At 65.5% G+C, this 17,310-nt stretch carries 16 protein-coding genes; 10 read left to right on the forward strand and 6 right to left on the reverse strand.

The window, feature by feature from the left end; translation table 11 throughout:
* Nucleotides 1-2 precede the first annotated feature (2 nt).
* Entirely contained in the window at nucleotides 3-1,199 is a 1,197-nt protein-coding gene (locus CIT39_RS14640; protein ID WP_094974619.1) for an acetyl-CoA C-acyltransferase, read from the reverse strand.
* Between the two features lie 134 nt (nucleotides 1,200-1,333).
* Complete coding sequence (locus CIT39_RS14645; protein WP_094974618.1) at nucleotides 1,334-2,104, reverse strand: enoyl-CoA hydratase; 771 nt, start codon at nucleotides 2,102-2,104, stop codon at nucleotides 1,334-1,336.
* Between the two features lie 155 nt (nucleotides 2,105-2,259).
* Between CIT39_RS14645 and CIT39_RS14650 the strand changes: the two genes are divergently transcribed.
* Entirely contained in the window at nucleotides 2,260-2,793 is a 534-nt protein-coding gene (locus CIT39_RS14650) for a PaaI family thioesterase (protein ID WP_094974617.1), read from the forward strand.
* A 64-nt stretch (nucleotides 2,794-2,857) separates the two neighbouring features.
* Nucleotides 2,858-3,475 (forward strand): TetR/AcrR family transcriptional regulator, encoded by a 618-nt coding sequence (locus CIT39_RS14655; protein ID WP_094974616.1) that lies wholly within the window; start codon nucleotides 2,858-2,860, stop codon nucleotides 3,473-3,475.
* A 98-nt stretch (nucleotides 3,476-3,573) separates the two neighbouring features.
* On the opposite strand, the gene CIT39_RS14660 is transcribed toward CIT39_RS14655, so the two are convergent.
* Nucleotides 3,574-4,497, reverse strand: coding sequence for a LysR family transcriptional regulator (locus CIT39_RS14660; protein WP_094974615.1), 924 nt, complete (start codon nucleotides 4,495-4,497; stop codon nucleotides 3,574-3,576).
* A gap of 98 nt (nucleotides 4,498-4,595) precedes the next feature.
* On the opposite strand from CIT39_RS14660, the gene CIT39_RS14665 reads away from it, so the two are divergent.
* From CIT39_RS14665 to CIT39_RS14700, 8 genes are all read left to right on the forward strand, one after another.
* Nucleotides 4,596-6,092 carry a CoA-acylating methylmalonate-semialdehyde dehydrogenase gene (locus CIT39_RS14665; RefSeq protein ID WP_094974614.1) on the forward strand — a complete coding sequence of 499 codons (1,497 nt, stop codon included), beginning with the start codon at nucleotides 4,596-4,598 and terminating at the stop codon, nucleotides 6,090-6,092.
* A 22-nt stretch (nucleotides 6,093-6,114) separates the two neighbouring features.
* The gene (locus CIT39_RS14670) at nucleotides 6,115-7,260 is read left to right on the forward strand and encodes an isobutyryl-CoA dehydrogenase (protein ID WP_094974613.1); all 1,146 of its coding nucleotides are present in this window, start codon (nucleotides 6,115-6,117) and stop codon (nucleotides 7,258-7,260) included.
* The gene (locus CIT39_RS14675) at nucleotides 7,257-8,324 is read left to right on the forward strand and encodes an enoyl-CoA hydratase/isomerase family protein (RefSeq protein ID WP_094974612.1); all 1,068 of its coding nucleotides are present in this window, start codon (nucleotides 7,257-7,259) and stop codon (nucleotides 8,322-8,324) included. The genes CIT39_RS14670 and CIT39_RS14675 overlap by 4 nt, the downstream gene beginning before the upstream one ends.
* A 27-nt stretch (nucleotides 8,325-8,351) precedes the next feature.
* A complete protein-coding gene (gene mmsB, locus CIT39_RS14680) occupies nucleotides 8,352-9,239 on the forward strand; it encodes a 3-hydroxyisobutyrate dehydrogenase (RefSeq protein WP_094974611.1) in 888 nt (295 codons plus the stop codon).
* A gap of 74 nt (nucleotides 9,240-9,313) precedes the next feature.
* Nucleotides 9,314-11,029, forward strand: coding sequence for an AMP-binding protein (locus tag CIT39_RS14685; RefSeq protein ID WP_094974610.1), 1,716 nt, complete (start codon nucleotides 9,314-9,316; stop codon nucleotides 11,027-11,029).
* Nucleotides 11,030-11,506 carry a MaoC family dehydratase gene (locus CIT39_RS14690; RefSeq protein WP_094974609.1) on the forward strand — a complete coding sequence of 159 codons (477 nt, stop codon included), beginning with the start codon at nucleotides 11,030-11,032 and terminating at the stop codon, nucleotides 11,504-11,506.
* Between the two features lie 116 nt (nucleotides 11,507-11,622).
* Entirely contained in the window at nucleotides 11,623-12,540 is a 918-nt protein-coding gene (locus tag CIT39_RS14695) for an SDR family NAD(P)-dependent oxidoreductase (protein WP_094974608.1), read from the forward strand.
* Nucleotides 12,541-12,578: 38 nt separating this feature from the next.
* Nucleotides 12,579-13,757, forward strand: coding sequence for a BaiN/RdsA family NAD(P)/FAD-dependent oxidoreductase (locus CIT39_RS14700; RefSeq protein ID WP_244607581.1), 1,179 nt, complete (start codon nucleotides 12,579-12,581; stop codon nucleotides 13,755-13,757).
* 95 nt (nucleotides 13,758-13,852) lie between these two features.
* On the opposite strand, the gene CIT39_RS14705 is transcribed toward CIT39_RS14700, so the two are convergent.
* Genes CIT39_RS14705 through CIT39_RS14715 form a run of 3 tightly spaced genes read right to left on the reverse strand, consistent with a single transcriptional unit; the run spans nucleotide 13,853 to nucleotide 17,241 of the window.
* Complete coding sequence (locus CIT39_RS14705; protein ID WP_094974607.1) at nucleotides 13,853-14,932, reverse strand: D-TA family PLP-dependent enzyme; 1,080 nt, start codon at nucleotides 14,930-14,932, stop codon at nucleotides 13,853-13,855.
* Nucleotides 14,933-14,935: 3 nt separating this feature from the next.
* On the reverse strand, nucleotides 14,936-16,747 hold the full coding sequence (locus CIT39_RS14710; protein WP_094974606.1) for an ABC-F family ATP-binding cassette domain-containing protein: 1,812 nt from the start codon (nucleotides 16,745-16,747) through the stop codon (nucleotides 14,936-14,938).
* 2 nt (nucleotides 16,748-16,749) lie between these two features.
* A complete protein-coding gene (locus tag CIT39_RS14715) occupies nucleotides 16,750-17,241 on the reverse strand; it encodes a YaiI/YqxD family protein (RefSeq protein ID WP_094974605.1) in 492 nt (163 codons plus the stop codon).
* Between the last annotated feature and the right edge of the window lie 69 nt (nucleotides 17,242-17,310).

The following is a 17,310-nucleotide window of genomic DNA, read 5'->3' on the forward strand; positions in this document are numbered from 1 at the left end:
GATCAGCGCACCAGCCGCTCCACCGCGATCGCCGTGGCTTCGCCGCCGCCGATGCAGAGCGCGGCGATACCGCGTTTGAGGTTCTGCGCCTCGAGCGCATGCAGCAGCGTCACGATCAGCCGCGCGCCGGTGGCGCCGATGGGATGGCCGAGCGCGCAGGCGCCGCCATTGATGTTGAGCTTGTCGCGGGGAATGCCGAGGTCACGCTGCGCCGCCATCGCCACCACGGCGAACGCCTCGTTGATCTCGAACAGGTCGACGTCGGAGGCGGTCCAGCCGATCTTGTCGAGCAGCTTGCGAATCGCCGGTATCGGCGCCGTGGTGAACCATTGCGGCTCCTGGCTGTGAGTGGCGTGGCCCTTGATCTCCGCGAGAACGGGCAGGCCGCCCCGATCGGCAGCCGAGCGCTTCGTCAGAACGAGCGCTGCCGCGCCGTCGGCATTGGCGGAGGACGCGGCCGGCGTGATGGTGCCGTTGGCGCGGAATGCCGGCTTGAGGCCGGGGATCTTGGCCGGATCGACTTTCAGCGGATGCTCGTCATTGGCGACGATGCGGGGACCAGCCTTCTCCGCGAGCGTGATCGGCGCGATCTCGGCCTTGAACGCGCCGCCCTCGACGGCCTTGCGGGCGCGGCTGAGCGTCTCCATCGCATAGGCGTCCTGGTCCTCGCGGGTGAACTGATAGGCCTCCGCGGTGGCCTCGCCGAAATCGCCCATCGAACGGCCGGTCTCGTAGGCGTCCTCGAGGCCGTCCATCATCATGTGGTCGATGATGCGGTCGTGACCGACGCGATAGCCGCCGCGTGCCTTGGCCAGCAGATACGGCGCGTTGCTCATGCTCTCCATGCCGCCGGAGACCACGATCTCGGCCGAGCCGGCACGGATGATGTCGTGCGCCAGCATGGTCGCTTTCATCCCGGAACCGCAGACCTTGTTGACGGTGGTCGCGCCGGTGGCGTCGGGCAGCCCGGCCGCGCGTGCCGCCTGCCGCGCCGGCGCCTGGCCTTGTCCTGCCGGCAGCACGCAGCCCATGAAGACCTCGTCGACCTTCTCCGGCGCCAGCCTCGCGCGCTCCAGCGCGGCGCCGATCACATGCGATCCAAGCTTGTGCGCGGGGAGCGGCGACAGCTCGCCCATGAAGCGGCCGAGCGGGGTACGGGCGGCGGAAACGATGACGACGGGATCGGCGGCTTCGGCCATGATGGAGCTCCCTTGGCGATGAGGTATAAGATTATGACCATCATATGATGCGGCGCAAAAAATGCAACCCGCGCCAGGGATGAGAAATTGTCGTGGGTGGGATGAGATTTGGTCGTGCGCTTGAAGGAGCGGCCCTATTTCTTCCTGTTCACGAAGGCGCCCATCAGCCGCGTCGGCTCGTCCGTCAGGAACGACTCGCCGAACACTTTCACGCTCAGATTCACCGACTCCGTCAGCGGCAGCTCCTCCCATTGCCGCAGCAGCGCCTTCTGCGAGCGCAGCGCTTCGGGGCCGCAGTCGAGCAGCGTGTTCACCAGATGCTCGACGGCGGCGTCCAGTTCGCCCGCCGGGGCGACCTTGTCGATCAGTCCCCAGGCGAGTGCGGTGGCTGCGTCGATATTTTCCGCCGTCATCACCAGCCAGCGCGCGCGGGCCCAGCCGATCAGGCGAGGCAGGAGCGCCGCGTGGATCACCGAGGGGATGCCGACGCGTACCTCCGGCATGCCGAAATGCGCATCATGCGCGGCAATCCGGAAATCGCAGGCGGCGGCGACCTCGAGCCCACCGCCGAGGCACCAGCCGGGCATGCGCGCGATCACGGGTGCTGGGAATTGACGTACGGCCTCGCAGAGATCGCGCAGGCGGCTGATGAAGGCTTCGGCGGATCGTTGGTCGAGCTTGGCCATCTCCTTGATGTCGGCGCCGCCGATCATGCTCTTCTCGCTCTGACCGCGCAGCACCACGACGCGGATGCTGCGGTCGGATGCAAGCTGCTGCAGGCCTTCGCGCACAGCGTCGGTCACCGGCGAGCCGAGAATGTTGAGCGGGCCGGCGTTGCAGATTACGACTTGAACGACACCGCGCGCATCGCGCGTCACGCCGCAGTGGGGGTTGAGCATTTCCATCGTGGCATCTCGAAGGTTTCGTGGACCGGCGCGAGGCGCGCGGGTCGGTGCCACTTCCGGGCCGAAACGTCCTTGTTGTCAAGCGGGTGGGGAGGCGAGTTGCAAGTGCGAAGTCCGCGGCATAGTATGATATAGATCATATCAAAAGGGGTCCCATGACTGAACGCGACCAATTCGATCTGTTTTCGCCCGCGCAGCGGCGTGAGCGCGTGGTGGACTGGCAGGTGCCGGCGCCGGTCGCGAAAGTGGCGATGGGCCTGTCGGGCATGGACGCGATGCTGGGCATTCGCGACGGCCGGCTGCCGCCGCCGCCTTTTGCGAAACTGATCGGCTTCACCATGGCGGTTGTCGAGCCGGGCCGGATCGTCATGGAACTGGAACCGCGCGAGGATCTCGAAAATACCATCGGCCTCCTGCATGGGGCGACGGCGGCGGCACTGATCGACACCGCGATGGGATGCGCGATCTCGACCCGGCTGGAAGCGGGGCAGAGCTCTGTGACGCTCGACCTGAAAATGACCTTCCTGCGTCCGCTCTCGGTTCGCTCGGGCCTGATCTCGGCCGAAGGCAAGGTGATCAAGCTCGGACGGCAGACCAGCTATACCGAAGGCTTCGTCCGGGACGGCAAGGGAGGCCTTGCGGTGCATGCAACTGCAACGTTTTCCATGATCGGAAGCAACTTAACATGAATTAATGCACCCGTTTCGTCATTTGCGTGTTATGAGATGACCCTCGACATTCAATGAGAACTGCATGCGCTACTCCCCCGAACACAAGCAGGAAACCCACGACCGCATCGTGAAGAAGGCCTCGGTGCGGCTGCGCGAAAAGGGCGCCCATGGCATCGGCGTCGCCGACCTCATGAAGGAGGCGGGCCTGACCCATGGCGGGTTCTATGCGCATTTCGATTCCCGCGAGGCGCTGGTAATCGAGGCGTTCGGTTATGCGATGGACCGCTCGATGGAGCACTGGCGCAAGCTCACGGACGAGGTGTCGCCGGACAAGCGACTGGCGATGATTGCGGACGCCTACCTGTCGACACTGCATCGCGACAATCCCGGCCATGGCTGCTCGATTCCCACGCTCGGTGCCGAGATCGCCCGCGAGAGCCCCAAGGCGCGAAAGGCATTTGCCGGCAAGCTCGACGAGATGATCGAGATGCTGGCGGACAACATCCCGAACGTGCCGCGCAAGGCCGCCCGCAAGCAGGCGGTTGCGACGTTGGCGACGATGGCCGGCACCATGTTGCTGGCGCGCATCGCTGGGTCGAGCGAGCTCTCCGACGAGGTGTTGAAGGTGGGCCGGGACAGCGCGCTGGATTGCGTGAAGCGCGAGCCGAAGGCGCCGGCGGTGAAGAAGGCGAAGACCTAGGCGAGGTGCTGCCGTAGGGTGGGCAAAGGCGCGATTGCGCCGAGCCCACCATCTGTCTCGATGGATAGAGGAGGTGGGCACGCTACGCTTGGCCCACCCTACGAGACCGGTGTTGACCGCCCCGCAAATAGAGCCCGTTCACGCTCGACGATCTCGCCGATGTAGTCGGCCACCGCGCGTATCCGCGCCAGATCCTTGCTGTCGGCGTGCATCAGCATCCAGAATGTCCGTGTGATCGAGATCTCCTCGGGCAGCACGGGGACGAGCTGCGGATAATCATCCGCCATGAAATGCGGCAGCACCGCGATGCCGAAGCCTGAGAGCGTGGCATTGAGCTGCGCGATCAGATTGGCGCTGCGGAAGCGAGCCGAGATCCGCGGCGAGACCTGCGGCAGATAATCGAGCTCCGGCGTGAACAGGAGCTCCTCGATGTAGCCGACGAAGCGATGCTGCGGCAGCACCTCGCGCGAGGTGATCGCCGGGAAGCGGTCCAGGTAGGTGGGGGCGGCGTACAGGCCGAGACGGTAGTCGAGCAGCTTGCGGCCGACGATGCGGCCTTCCTTCGGCATGGTCAGGCTGATGGCGATATCGGCCTCGCGCTTGGAGAGACTGAACAGCCGCGCGGTGGCCACAAGTTGCAGATCGAGATCGGGATACCGGTCGGCGAAGGGTGCCAGCCGCGGCGCCAGGAAAGCGGTGCCGAATCCGTCGGGGGCGCCGATCCGGACCGTGCCGGTCAGCCGTGCCACCGAGCCGCCGACCTGCTCCTGGTTGGCGACGATGGTCGATTCCATCGCTTCCGCGCTGTCGGCGACGCGCTGGCCGGCCTCGGTGAGGAGGTAGCCGGTCTTGCGCCGGTCAAATAGTTTGGCCGAAAGGTGCTTTTCCAGCCGGTCGACGCGGCGGATCACCGTGGCATGGTCGACCCCAAGCTGTTTTGCCGCAGCCGAGACCGAGCCGCCCCGCACGATGGCCAGCACGAAGCGAAAGTCGTCCCAATCGATAGCGCCTTGATCCAGCATTTTCGCACATCTATGGTGCATTATCTCGGACTTGAATCCTATAAAATGCAGGTCGATAGGATTTGTCAAAGCGGATCAGGCCTTAAGGAGAGCATTCCATGCGTTCAGTCGGACATTTCATCGGTGGCAAGGAAGTCAAGGGCACCTCGGGCCGCACCGCCGACGTTTTCGAGCCGATGACCGGTGACGTCCAGGCCAAGGTGGCGCTGGCGTCCAAGGCCGAAGTCCGCGCCGCCGTCGAGAACGCGCGCGCCGCACAGCCGGAATGGGCCGCGACCAACCCGCAGCGCCGCGCCCGCGTCATGATGAAATTCGTCGAGCTGGTTCAGCGTGATTATGACAAGCTGGCCGAGCTGCTCGCCCGCGAGCACGGCAAGACCGTTCCGGACGCCAAGGGCGACATCCAGCGCGGCCTCGAGGTCGCCGAGTTCGCCTGCGGTATCCCGCATCTGATGAAGGGCGAATACACCGAGGGCGCCGGTCCCGGCATCGACATTTATTCGATGCGCCAGGCGCTCGGCGTCGTCGCCGGCATCACGCCGTTCAACTTCCCGGCGATGATTCCGATGTGGAAGTTCGCGCCCGCCATCGCCTGCGGCAACGCCTTCATCCTGAAGCCCTCGGAGCGCGATCCCGGCGTGCCGATGATGCTTGCCGAACTGATGATCGAGGCGGGCCTGCCTGCCGGCATCCTCAACGTCGTCAACGGCGACAAGGAAGCCGTCGACGCGATCCTCGACGACCCCGATATCAAGGCGATCGGCTTCGTCGGCTCCACGCCGATCGCGCAGTACATCTATGAGCGCGCCGCCCAGACCGGCAAGCGCTGCCAGTGTTTTGGCGGCGCCAAGAACCACGCCATCATCATGCCTGACGCCGACATGGACCAGGCCGTGGATGCTCTGATCGGCGCAGGTTACGGTTCGGCCGGCGAGCGCTGCATGGCCGTCTCCGTCGCGGTCCCCGTCGGCAAGTCCACCGCCGACCGTCTCATGGAAAAGCTGATCCCGCGCGTCGAGTCGCTCAAGATCGGCACCTCGATCGATCCGTCCGCCGATTACGGTCCGCTGGTGACGCGCGAAGCGGTCGAGAAGGTCAAGGGCTACATCGACATCGGCATCAAGGAAGGCGCCACGCTCGCCGTCGACGGCCGCGGCTTCAAGATGCAGGGCTACGAGAACGGCTTCTATCTCGGCGGCTCGCTGTTCGATAACGTCACCAAGGACATGCGGATCTACAAGGAAGAGATCTTCGGCCCGGTGCTCTCGGTCGTGCGCGCGCACGACTACAAGGAAGCGCTGGCGCTGCCGTCCGAGCATGATTACGGCAACGGCGTTGCCATCTTCACCCGCGACGGCGACGCCGCGCGCGATTTCGCGGCCAAGGTCAATGTCGGCATGGTCGGCATCAACGTGCCGATCCCGGTGCCGATCGCCTATTACACCTTCGGCGGCTGGAAGAAGTCCGGCTTCGGCGATCTCAACCAGCACGGCCCGGATTCGGTCCGCTTCTACACCAAGACCAAGACGGTGACCTCGCGCTGGCCGTCCGGCGTCAAGGAAGGTGCGGAGTTCTCGATCCCGCTGATGAAGTGATCCTCTCAAGAGCGAGGCCGGGATGCAATTCGCTCTGAACGAGGATCAGATCGCAATTCGCGACATGGCGCTGGCGTTTGCGGCGGAAAAGATTGCGCCGCATGCGCTGCGCTGGGACGAGGAGAAGCATTTCCCCGTCGACGTGATGCGCGAAGCTGCGACGCTCGGCATGGGCGGCATCTACATTCACGAGGATGTCGGGGGATCCGCGATGACGCGGTTCGACGCGGCGCTGATCTTCGAGGCGCTGGCGACGGCCTGTCCGACCACTTCGGCCTTCATCTCCATTCACAACATGGCGAGCTGGATGATCGATGCCTATGGCAGCGACACCCAGCGCCACACATGGCTGCCGAAGCTCTGCACCATGGAGCTGATCGCCAGCTACTGCCTAACCGAGCCGGGCGCGGGCTCCGATGCGGCCGCGCTGCGCACCCGCGCGGTGCGCGATGGCGAGCATTACGTGCTCAACGGCCAGAAGCAGTTCATCTCCGGCGCCGGCGGCACGGATCTGCTGGTCGCGATGGTGCGCACCGGCGGCGATGGCCCGGGCGGCATCTCGACCCTCGTCATCGACGGCAAGACTCCGGGCGTCACCTATGGCGCCAATGAGCGGAAAATGGGCTGGAACGCGCAGCCGACCCGCGCTGTGATATTCGAGAATGCCCGTGTGCCGGTCGCCAATCGCCTCAGCGAAGAGGGCGTCGGCTTCAAGATCGCGATGGCCGGCCTCGACGGCGGCCGGCTCAACATCACGGCCTGTTCGATCGGCGGCGCCCAGACCGCGCTCGACAAGGCGCTCGCCTATGTGAAGGAGCGTAAGGCGTTTGGAAAGCGCCTCGACGAATTCCAGGCGCTGCAATTCCGCCTTGCCGACATGGCGATTGAGCTCGAGGCCGCACGCACTTTCCTCTGGCGTGCCGCGGCGGCGCTGGACCGCAAGGACCCCGACGCCACCATGCTGTGCGCGATGGCAAAACGTTTCGGCACCGACGTCGGTTTCGAGGTCGCCAACCATGCGCTGCAGCTCCACGGCGGCTACGGCTATCTCAGCGAATACGGCATCGAGAAGATCGTGCGCGATCTGCGCGTGCACCAGATTCTCGAAGGCACCAATGAAATCATGCGGCTGATCGTGGCGCGCAAGCTGATCGAGGGCGCGCGATGAATTCGGTGGAAGAGGGCGATCTGGTCGCCCGCGTCGAGGGCGCGGCTGGCATCATCAGGCTCAACCGTCCGAAGGCCATCAACGCCGTGACGCTGGAGATGTTTCGCGACATCGACAAGGCGCTCGACCGCTTCGAGGCCGATCCCGCCGTCGCATTGATCGTGCTGGAAGGCGCCGGCGAGCGTGGCCTGTGTGCCGGCGGTGACATTCGGACGCTCTGGGAGAGCTCGAAAGCCAATGGCGATCTCGGCAAGATCCTGTGGCGCGAGGAATACATCCTCAATGCCCGGATCAAGAAATTCCCAAAGCCGTATATCGCGTTCATGGACGGTATCGTCATGGGCGGCGGCGTCGGGCTCTCAGCTCATGCCAGCCACCGCATCGTCACCGATCGCACCAAGCTCGCGATGCCCGAGGTCGGCCTCGGCTTCTTCCCTGATGTCGGCGGCACCTGGCTGCTGTCGCGCTCGCCCGGCGAGATCGGCACCTATTTCGGCCTCACCGGCCAGACCATGAATGGGCCCGATGCAATCCATGCGAAGTTCGCCGATGCCGTGGTTCCCGTAGCCAAATGGCCGGAGTTGCGCGAGGCGCTGACGAAGGTTGGTCCGGCAGCGACCGCGGCCGATGTCAGCAAGCTCATCAACAGTTTCGCGACGGGCGATGCCGCCGGTCCGGTTGCGGCACGGCAGGCGATGATCGACGCATTGTTCGGCTTCGACCGCATGGAAGACATTTTTGCCGCGCTGAAACGTGACGGCTCGGAGTTCGCTTTGGCGACCCTGAAGACGCTCAACGAAAAATCGCCGCGCGGCATGGTGGTGACGCTGAAACTGCTGCGGCTGGCGCGCACCGCGTCGAACCTGGAGGAGTGCCTGGCGCGCGAATATCGCGCCGCGCTCGAAGTGTTCCGCAGCGACGATTTCCGCGAGGGCGTGCGTGCGGCCGTGATCGACAAGGATCGCAATCCGGTCTGGTCGCCGCCGCGGATCGAGGACGTGACGCCAGAGATGCTTGCGCCGTATCTCGCCGGGATCGGTGCCGACGAGCTGAAGTTCAACTAAGCAACGATTGAAGCGGAGGAAACGACAATGGCCACGATCGCATTCATCGGTCTCGGCAACATGGGCGGCCCGATGGCCGCCAATCTGGTCAAGGCGGGCCACAAGGTGGTGGCGTTCGATCTCGTCGAAGCCTCGCGCAATCAGGCCAAGGCCGATGGTGCCGGCATCGCCGACAGCGCCGCGGGCGCGGTGAAGGGCGCCGATGTCGTCGTCACCATGCTTCCCGCAGGCAAGCATGTGCTCGGCGTCTGGAGCGACATCCTTCCCGCGATGACCAAGGGCGCGCTGATCATCGACAGTTCCACCATCGACGTGGAGAGCGCGAGGGCCGCGCATGCGCTCGCCGCCAAGCACGGCGTGCTCTCGGTCGACGCGCCGGTCTCCGGCGGCACCGGCGGCGCCAAGGGCGCGACGCTCACCTTCATGTGCGGCGGCGAGGAGAAGGCATTCGCGGCGGCCAAGCCGGTGCTGGAGAACATGGGCAAGAAGATCGTGCATTGCGGCGGCGCCGGCGCGGGGCAGGCGGCCAAGATCTGCAACAACATGATCCTCGGCATCTCCATGATCGCGGTGAGCGAGGCGTTTGCACTGGCTGAGAAGCTCGGGCTCTCGCATCAGGCACTGTTCGACGTCGCCTCGACCTCGTCGGGCCAGTGCTGGTCGCTGACGACCTATTGCCCGGTGCCGGGCCCGGTGCCGACTTCGCCCGCCAACAACGACTACAAGCCGGGTTTTGCTTCCGCGCTGATGGTGAAGGATCTGACGCTGGCGCAGGACGCCGCCAAGGCCGCGGGCGCGGCGACCCCGCTCGGCAAGCATGCGCAGGAGATCTATCAGTCTTTCGACGCAGCCGGCCAAGGCGGGGTGGATTTTTCCGGAATTATCAAGCACGTTCGCAACCTCGCTGGGCAATAGCGAGGCTTCGTAGCCCGGATTGCGCTTCGCTCCATCCGGGCTACGCTCGAACATCAATTCGACGGGCCCGGAACATGACGACATTTCAGGACGCGCGCGCGTTTCTGCTCAAGCACCGCACGGATTACGAGGCCGCGGTCAAAGGATTCCGCTGGCCGGATCCGGTTCCCTTCAACTGGGCGCTCGACTGGTTCGACGAGCTGGCGAAGGACGCCGAAGCCAAGGACCGGCCGGCACTCTGGATTGTCGACGCCGCGCAGGATCGCCAGACCAAACTGTCCTTTGCGGCGCTCTCGAAGCGCTCGAACCAGGTGGCGAATTTCCTTCGCACGCAGGGCCTTAAGCGCGGCGATCATCTCCTGCTGCTGCTCGGCAATGTGGTTCCGCTATGGGAGACGATGCTGGCGGCGATGAAGCTCGGCGTCGTCGTGATTCCCGCGACCACGCTGCTCACTGCCGATGAGCTGCGCGACCGGCTTGATCGCGGCAAGGCGAAGGCCGTGGTGGCGGCCGAGGACCAGGTCGCGAAATTTGCAAGCCTCGGTGCGGAGAATATCGTCCGCATCGTGGTCGGCGCGGCCCATGACGGATGGCTCTCCTACGATGAGGCCGCAAAGGCCTCCGAGAGTTTTACCGCCGATGGCCCGACCAATGCCGACGATCCGATGCTGCTCTATTTCACCTCGGGGACGACGGCAAAACCAAAACTCGTCCGGCACAGCCAGCGCAGTTATCCCGTCGGGCATCTCTCGACCATGTACTGGATCGGGTTGAAACCCGGCGACGTCCATCTCAACATCTCGTCGCCCGGCTGGGCCAAGCATGCCTGGAGCTGTTTTTTCGCACCGTGGAATGCGGGCGCCACCGTGTTCGTGGTCAACCAGCCGCGCTTCGATGCGAAGGGCCTGCTCGCCACCATCGGCCGCTGTAGCGTCACCACGCTGTGCGCGCCGCCGACCGTGTGGCGGCTGTTCATCCAGGAGAACCTGGCGTCCTTCAAGGTGGCCTTGCGCGAGGTCTGCGGCGCCGGCGAGCCGTTGAACCCTGAAGTGATCGACCAGGTACGGGCGGCCTGGGGGCTCACCATCCGCGACGGCTACGGCCAGACCGAAACCACGGCACTGGCCGGCAACTCGCCGGGCCAGAAGATCAAGATCGGCTCGATGGGCCGGCCGCTGCCGGGCTATCGCGTGCAGATCAGCGACGCCGACGGCAACAAGGCGAGGGAAGGCGAGGTCACGCTGGTGCTCGGCACCGAGCGGCCCGCCGGCCTGATGCAGGGCTATCAAAGCGACGACGGCAAGCTCTCCGGCGCCGAAGGCGAGCTCTATCGCAGCGGCGATGTCGTGTTCGAAGATGACGAGGGCTATCTTACCTTCGTCGGCCGTTCCGACGACGTGTTCAAGTCGTCGGATTATCGCATCAGCCCGTTCGAGCTGGAGAGTGTGCTGCTGGAGCACGAACTGGTTGCGGAAGCCGCGGTGGTGCCGAGCCCGGATCCGATCCGGCTCGCGATCCCCAAGGCGTTCGTGCTGCTGACCTCGGGCGCGGAGCGGACGCCGGAGACCGCGCTGTCGATTTTCCAGCATCTGCATGCGCGGCTTGCGCCGTTCAAGCGCATCCGCCGCCTTGAGATCGTCACCGAGCTGCCGAAGACGATCTCAGGAAAGATCCGGCGCGTTCAGTTGCGGCGGCTCGAGCGCGACGGCGACCGCGAGGATCCCCTGCGCGGCCGCGAATTCCGGGAAGAGGATTTTCCCGAACTGCCGAAAACACGGAGTGAGACCTAAGTGAACGAAATCTGGAAGAAGCCGCCGATCACGCTTCAGGCCTATCAGGCCATGGTCGGCAAGGAGATCGGCGTGTCGTCGTGGCACCTGATGGATCAGCCCCGCATCGACACCTATGCCGACGTGACCGAGGATCACCAGTTCATCCACGTCGATCCCGAGAGGGCGAAGGAGACGGCGTTCGGCACCACCATCGCGCACGGTTTCCTGACGATGTCGATGCTGTCGGTGATGTCCTACGAAGTGATGCCGGCGATTGCGGGTACCACGATGGGCGTCAATTACGGCTTCGACAAGCTGCGCTTCGTCTCGCCGGTCCGCTCGGGCAAGCGCGTCCGCGGCCGTTTCGTGCTGGCCGAAGCCAAGCTGCGCAAGCCGAACGAGTTGCAGTCCCGCACCAACGTCACGGTGGAGATCGAAGGCGAGGACAAGCCGGCGCTTGTTGCGGATTGGCTCGGGTTGATCTATTTCGCCTGATACCGCCTGTCGTTGCCGGGCTTGACCCGGCAACCCATCGCTGCTCAAAAGCAGTCGATTGATGGATGGCCGGGTCAAGCCCGGCCACGACGAAATAGCATCCAGGAAGCACACTCATGGCAATCAGGTTCGACGGACGCGTCGCCATCGTCACCGGCGCGGGCAATGGTCTCGGCAAGGCGCATGCGCTGGGGCTGGCCAGCCGCGGCGCCAAGGTCGTCGTCAACGATTTCGGCGGCGCGCGTGACGGCACCGGCGGTTCGCTGTCGCCGGCGGAGACCGTGGTCGAGGAAATCCGCAAAGCCGGCGGCACCGCGATGGCCGACGGCGCCGACGTCTCGAATTTCGAGCAGGTCACCGCCATGGTCGAGCGCGCCACCAAGGAATGGGGCAGCGTCGATTTGATGTGCGCCAATGCCGGCATCCTGCGCGACAAGTCGTTCGGCAAGATGGAAGCGGCCGATTTCCAGAAGGTGCTCGACGTGCATCTCGTCGGCACCTTCTATTGCTGCAAGGCGGCCTGGGCCGGCATGCGCGACCGCAATTACGGCCGCATCGTGCTGACGACGTCGTCCTCCGGCCTCTACGGCAATTTTGGCCAGGCCAATTACGGCGCGGCGAAGTCCGGCATGGTCGGCCTGATGAACGTGCTCGCGGAAGAGGGCCGCAAGAACGATATCCGCGTCAACATCATCTCGCCGACGGCGGCGACCCGCATGACGGAAGAGCTGCTGCCGCCGCAGGCGCTGCAACTGATGAAGCCGAACGCGATCACGCCCGCGGTCGAGTACATGCTGAGCGAGGATGCGCCGACCCGCACCATCATGGGCGCCGGCGCCGGGTCCTTCGCCGTGATCAAGATCCTGGAGAGCGAAGGCATCAACCTGCCGGAATCCGAATGGACGCCGGATGCGGTCGCCGCGCATTTCGCCGAGATCAGCGACATGTCCAACGCCAAGGCATTGCAGGGCGCGTTCGAGCAGACGCAGAAATACGTGGCCCAGGCCGCGGCGAGGGCGGGGATCAAGCTCTGACTGACGTTGCCGTCATCGGTGCCGGTCCCGCCGGGCTGATGGCGGCGGAGGTGCTGGCGCAGGGCGGTGCCCGCGTTACCGTCTATGACGCGATGCCGTCGGCCGGCCGCAAATTCCTGATGGCGGGCCGGGGCGGGCTCAATCTCACCCACAGCGAGCAGCTCGCCCAATTCATGGCGCGCTATCGCGAGGCGGCGCCCAAGCTGCAGGCGGCGATCGAGGCGTTTTCGCCCGACGCGCTGCGCGCGTGGAGCGAAGCGTTGGGTGAGCCGACCTTCGTCGGCACCAGCGGGCGGGTGTTTCCAAAAGCGTTCAAGGCTTCGCCCCTGCTGCGCGCCTGGCTGCGGCGGCTCGATGCGAGCGGCGTGCGGTTTGCATTTCGCCATCGCTGGACCGGGTGGGACGGTGAGGGACGGCTGCTGTTTCGAACGCCTGAAGGCGTGGCGCCCGTTGTTGCCAATGCGACCGTGCTGGCGCTTGGCGGTGCAAGCTGGCCGCGGCTCGGATCGGATGGCGGCTGGGCCGACATCCTTGCCGCGAAGGGGGCGACCATCTCAAAGCTTCGGCCGGCCAATTCCGGCTTTACGGTCGCGTGGTCCGACGTGTTCCGCGACCGCTTCGAAGGCCAGCCGCTCAAGGGCGTTGCGCTGACGATCGGCGCGCACACGGTGCGGGGCGAAGCCATGATCACCCGCAGCGGCATCGAAGGCGGCGCGATCTACGCGCTGTCGGCGGAGCTGCGCGAGGCAGTGCTGGGTCTTGGGCAGGCGCGGCTTGCGATCGCACTCCGGCCCGACCTCGACGCCGCCGCTCTGACCGCGCGGCTATCGGGCACGCGCGGCAAGCAATCGCTCGCGAACTTCCTGCGCAAGGCGGCGCAATTGTCACCGGTTGGCATCGGCCTGATGCAGGAGGCCGCGCTTGCGTCCGGCCGGCCGCTGGCCGCGTTCTCGCCGGCGGAGCTTGCGCATCTGGTGAATGCAATCCCGGTCCAGCTCGCCGGCGTCGCGCCGATCGAGCGTGCGATCTCGACTGCGGGCGGAATTGCCTTCGACGAACTCGACGAGCACTTCATGCTGCGCAAGCTGCCCGGCGTTTTCGCCGCCGGCGAGATGCTGGACTGGGAGGCACCGACAGGTGGGTATCTGTTGCAGGCGTCGTTCGCGACGGGGGCTGCCGCGGGCAGGGGCTCGCTGGTGTGGCTCGCCAAGTCGTAGAGTGGGTTAGTGAAGCGTAACCCACCACGTCTGTATCTGCATCGAGAGAAGTGGTGGGTTACGCCTGCGGCTAACCCACCCTACCAGATCGACGCTTACCGCAACTTCCCCCGTGCCGCCACCGGCAGCGTGCCGATGATCTCTTCGCCTCGCACCATCACCACCTCGTCCATCATGTTGACGACGACGCAGACGTGATTGGGCACGATGCGCACGACGTCGCCGACATTGGGCCGCGTGTTGCTGCGGGAGAGATCGAGGAAGCCGTGCTCCTCGGCGAATTTCGCGATCTTGGCTTCGGGGTGCTCGAGGATCAGGCCGTGACCGTCGAGGCCACCGGTATCCGTCGTCAGCGTCTTCGAGCCGGCATCGAGAATTCCGCGCTCGGGTGCGGCGCGGCTCACGACGGTCGAATAGATGTGCAGCGCGCAGTCGTCCCAGGAGGCCGAGCCGGCCGCGACCTGCATGCGGTCGTTGTAGATGTAGGTGCCGAAGCGGTGCTCGGTACCGCCCTTGAGCTTGCCGATATTCTTGAGGTTCGGCGTGCCGCCGGTCGAGACGATTTGTGCGTCCAGCCCGTGCGCGCGCAGGCCGGCCAGCGCCTCGTCGTAGAATTTTTGGGCGTCGCCCCAGCCGGTCTCGGTCGGGTACATCATGAAGCCGGCGAATTGCAGCCCCTTCGATGCGGTGATCTCGCGCGCCAGTGCGATGGCTTCTGCCGGCGTCTCGACGCCGGCGCGTTTGCGGCCGGTGTCGCATTCGACCACGACCGAGAGCGGACGGCCCGACGCCGCGGCGGCCCGGGGCAGGCCGGCGACGACGGTGGAATTGTCGGCGGCCACCGTCATGTTGGCTTTGGCATTCAACGCGCCGAGCCGCGCCATCTTCTCTTCGCCAAGGAGGTTGTAGCTGATCAGGATGTCGTCGATGCCGGCATTGGCCATGATCTCGGCCTCGCCGATCTTCTGGCAGGTGATGCCCTTGGCGCCGGCCGCGAGCTGCATCTTCGCGAGCGTCGGGTTCTTGTGTGTCTTGATGTGGGGACGGTTGGCGATGCCGGCGTCGTCGCAGGCTTTCTGGATTCGCGCGATGTTGCGCTCGACCTTGTCCATGTCGATGACGGCGCAGGGCGTGCCGTATTCGCGGGCGATCTTGGCGGCGAGGGTGGTTGTCATGGGTCAGGCCTGTTCGATTTCTTCGCGAAGCATTTCAAGTTCGAGCCAGCGCTCTTCGGCGGCGGACAATTCCTCATGCGCCTTGGCGATAGCGGCGGAGGTATCGTCGAATTTCTTGCGATCCTTGGTATAAAGTTTGGGATCGTCGAGCACCCGCTGCAGCTTGGCAATATCGGCTTGCAGCGTTTCCATCCTCTTCGGCAGTGTCTCCAGCGCATGCTTCTCGTTGAAGCTCAGCTTGCGCTTCGAGGCGGGTGCGGGGGCTGCGGCGCGCTGGTCCTTCTTGTCCGCGGCCGCTTGCGCCTTCGGCGCCTCGCGCTTGAGGTCGGCGCCGCGCTGGATCAGCATGTCGCTGTAGCCGCCGGCATATTCGACCCATTTGCCGTTGCCTTCGGGCGCGATCACGGAGGTGACGACGCGGTCGAGAAAGTCGCGGTCATGGCTGATCAGGATGACCGTGCCTTCGTAATCGCCGAGCATGTCCTCGAGCACGTCGAGCGTTTCGAGATCGAGGTCGTTGGTCGGCTCGTCCAGCACCAGCAGATTCGACGGCTTGGCCAGCGCGCGCGCCAGCATCAGCCGGCCGCGCTCGCCGCCCGAGAGCACCTCCACCGGCGTGCCGCGCTGCTCCTGCGCAAACAAGAAGTCCTTCATGTAACCGACGACATGCTTGGGCTTGCCGCCGACCATGATCTGGTCACCACGGCCACCGGTCAGCGCTTCCGCCAGCGTCGATTTGGGATCGAGGCTTTCGCGGTGCTGATCCAGCGTCGCGACCTCCAGATTGGCGCCGAGGCGGATCGTGCCGGAATCCGGTTGCATGGCGCCGGTGAGCAAATTGACCAGCGTGGTCTTGCCGGCGCCGTTCGGGCCGATGATGCCGAGCCGGTCGCCGCGCTGGATGCGGGTGGAGAAATTGTCGACGATGATGCGGTCGCCATAGGCCTTGCTGACGCCCTTTGCCTCGATCACCAGCTTGCCGGATTGCTCCGCTTCGGCCGCCGCGAGACTGGCGCTGCCGGCCGTGCCGCGATAGTTGCGCCGCTGGTCGCGCAGCGCATGCAGATTGCCGAGACGCTTGACGTTGCGCTTGCGCCGGCCGGAGACGCCGTGGCGCAGCCAGTGCTCCTCGTCGACGATCTTGCGGTCGAGCTTGTGCTGGTCGCGCTCTTCTTCCGCCAGCACCTCGTCGCGCCAGCTCTCGAACGAGGCGAAGCCGCGGTCGATCTGCTTGATTCTGCCGCGATCGAGCCAGGCGGTGGAGCGCGAGAGGTTGGTGAGGAAGCGGCGGTCATGGCTGATGATCACCAGCGCGCTGCGGCGGCTGTCCAGCTCCTGCTCCAGCCACTCGATCGTCGCGAGATCGAGGTGGTTGGTCGGCTCGTCCAGCAGCAAAATGTCGGGCGAGGGCGCCAGCACAAAGGCCAGTGCCGCGCGGCGCGCCTCGCCACCGGAGAGATTATGCGGGTTCTCCTCGCCGGTCAGCCCGAGCTGCTCCAGCAGATAGCGCGCCTGGTGCTGGTCGTCGCCGGGCGCGAGCCCGGACTCGACATAGGCCAGCGTGGTTTTGTGCTCGCCGAAGTCAGGCTCCTGCGGAAGATAGCGCACGGTTGCGCCCGGTTGCACGAAGCGTGTGCCGCCGTCGGGTTCGACGAGGCCGGCCGCGATCTTCAGCAGTGTCGATTTGCCGGAGCCGTTGCGGCCGATCAAACAGACGCGTTCGGACGGCGCGACGTTGAGCTCGACGCCTGACAGCAGCGGCGTGCCGCCAAAGGTCAGCCTGATGTCTTTCAGTTGGATCAGCGGGGGCGCCATGATCAGCCTTGATGTGTTGCGGCCTGATCGGCGCGGCGGCGCTGGATCCGGCGCAGCGTCTGGTCGAGCGCCGAGAGGAAAGCGGAACGGTCGCGCGGAGAGAACGAGCGCGGGCCGCCGGTGACCTCGCCCGCCGAGCGCAGGTCCGTCATCAGATTGCGCACCGCCAGCGTCATGCCGATCGACTCCTCGGTAAACGGCTTGCCGTTCGGCGCCATCACGTCGGCGCCGGCCTTGACGCAGCGGCTCGCCAGCGGGATGTCAGAGGTGATGACCACATCGCCGGCCTTGGCGCGCTCGGCGATCCAGTCGTCGGCGGCGTCCATGCCGGCGCCGGCCGCGATGCGCTCGATCAGCGGATCCTGTGGCACGCGGATGAAATTGCCGGCGACCACGCTCACGGGCACGCCGTGCCGGAGCGCGACGCGGTAAATCTCGTCCTTCACGGGACAGGCGTCGGCGTCGACATAGATGCGGGTGGGGGTCTCGGTCATTCCGCCGCGTGGTACCCCATCCGGGCCGCAAAGGCGAGGGGATTGACCGCTGTTCCCCGGGGCCTACGA

It is taken from the genome of Bradyrhizobium symbiodeficiens (assembly GCF_002266465.3).
Lineage (GTDB): Bacteria > Pseudomonadota > Alphaproteobacteria > Rhizobiales > Xanthobacteraceae > Bradyrhizobium > Bradyrhizobium symbiodeficiens.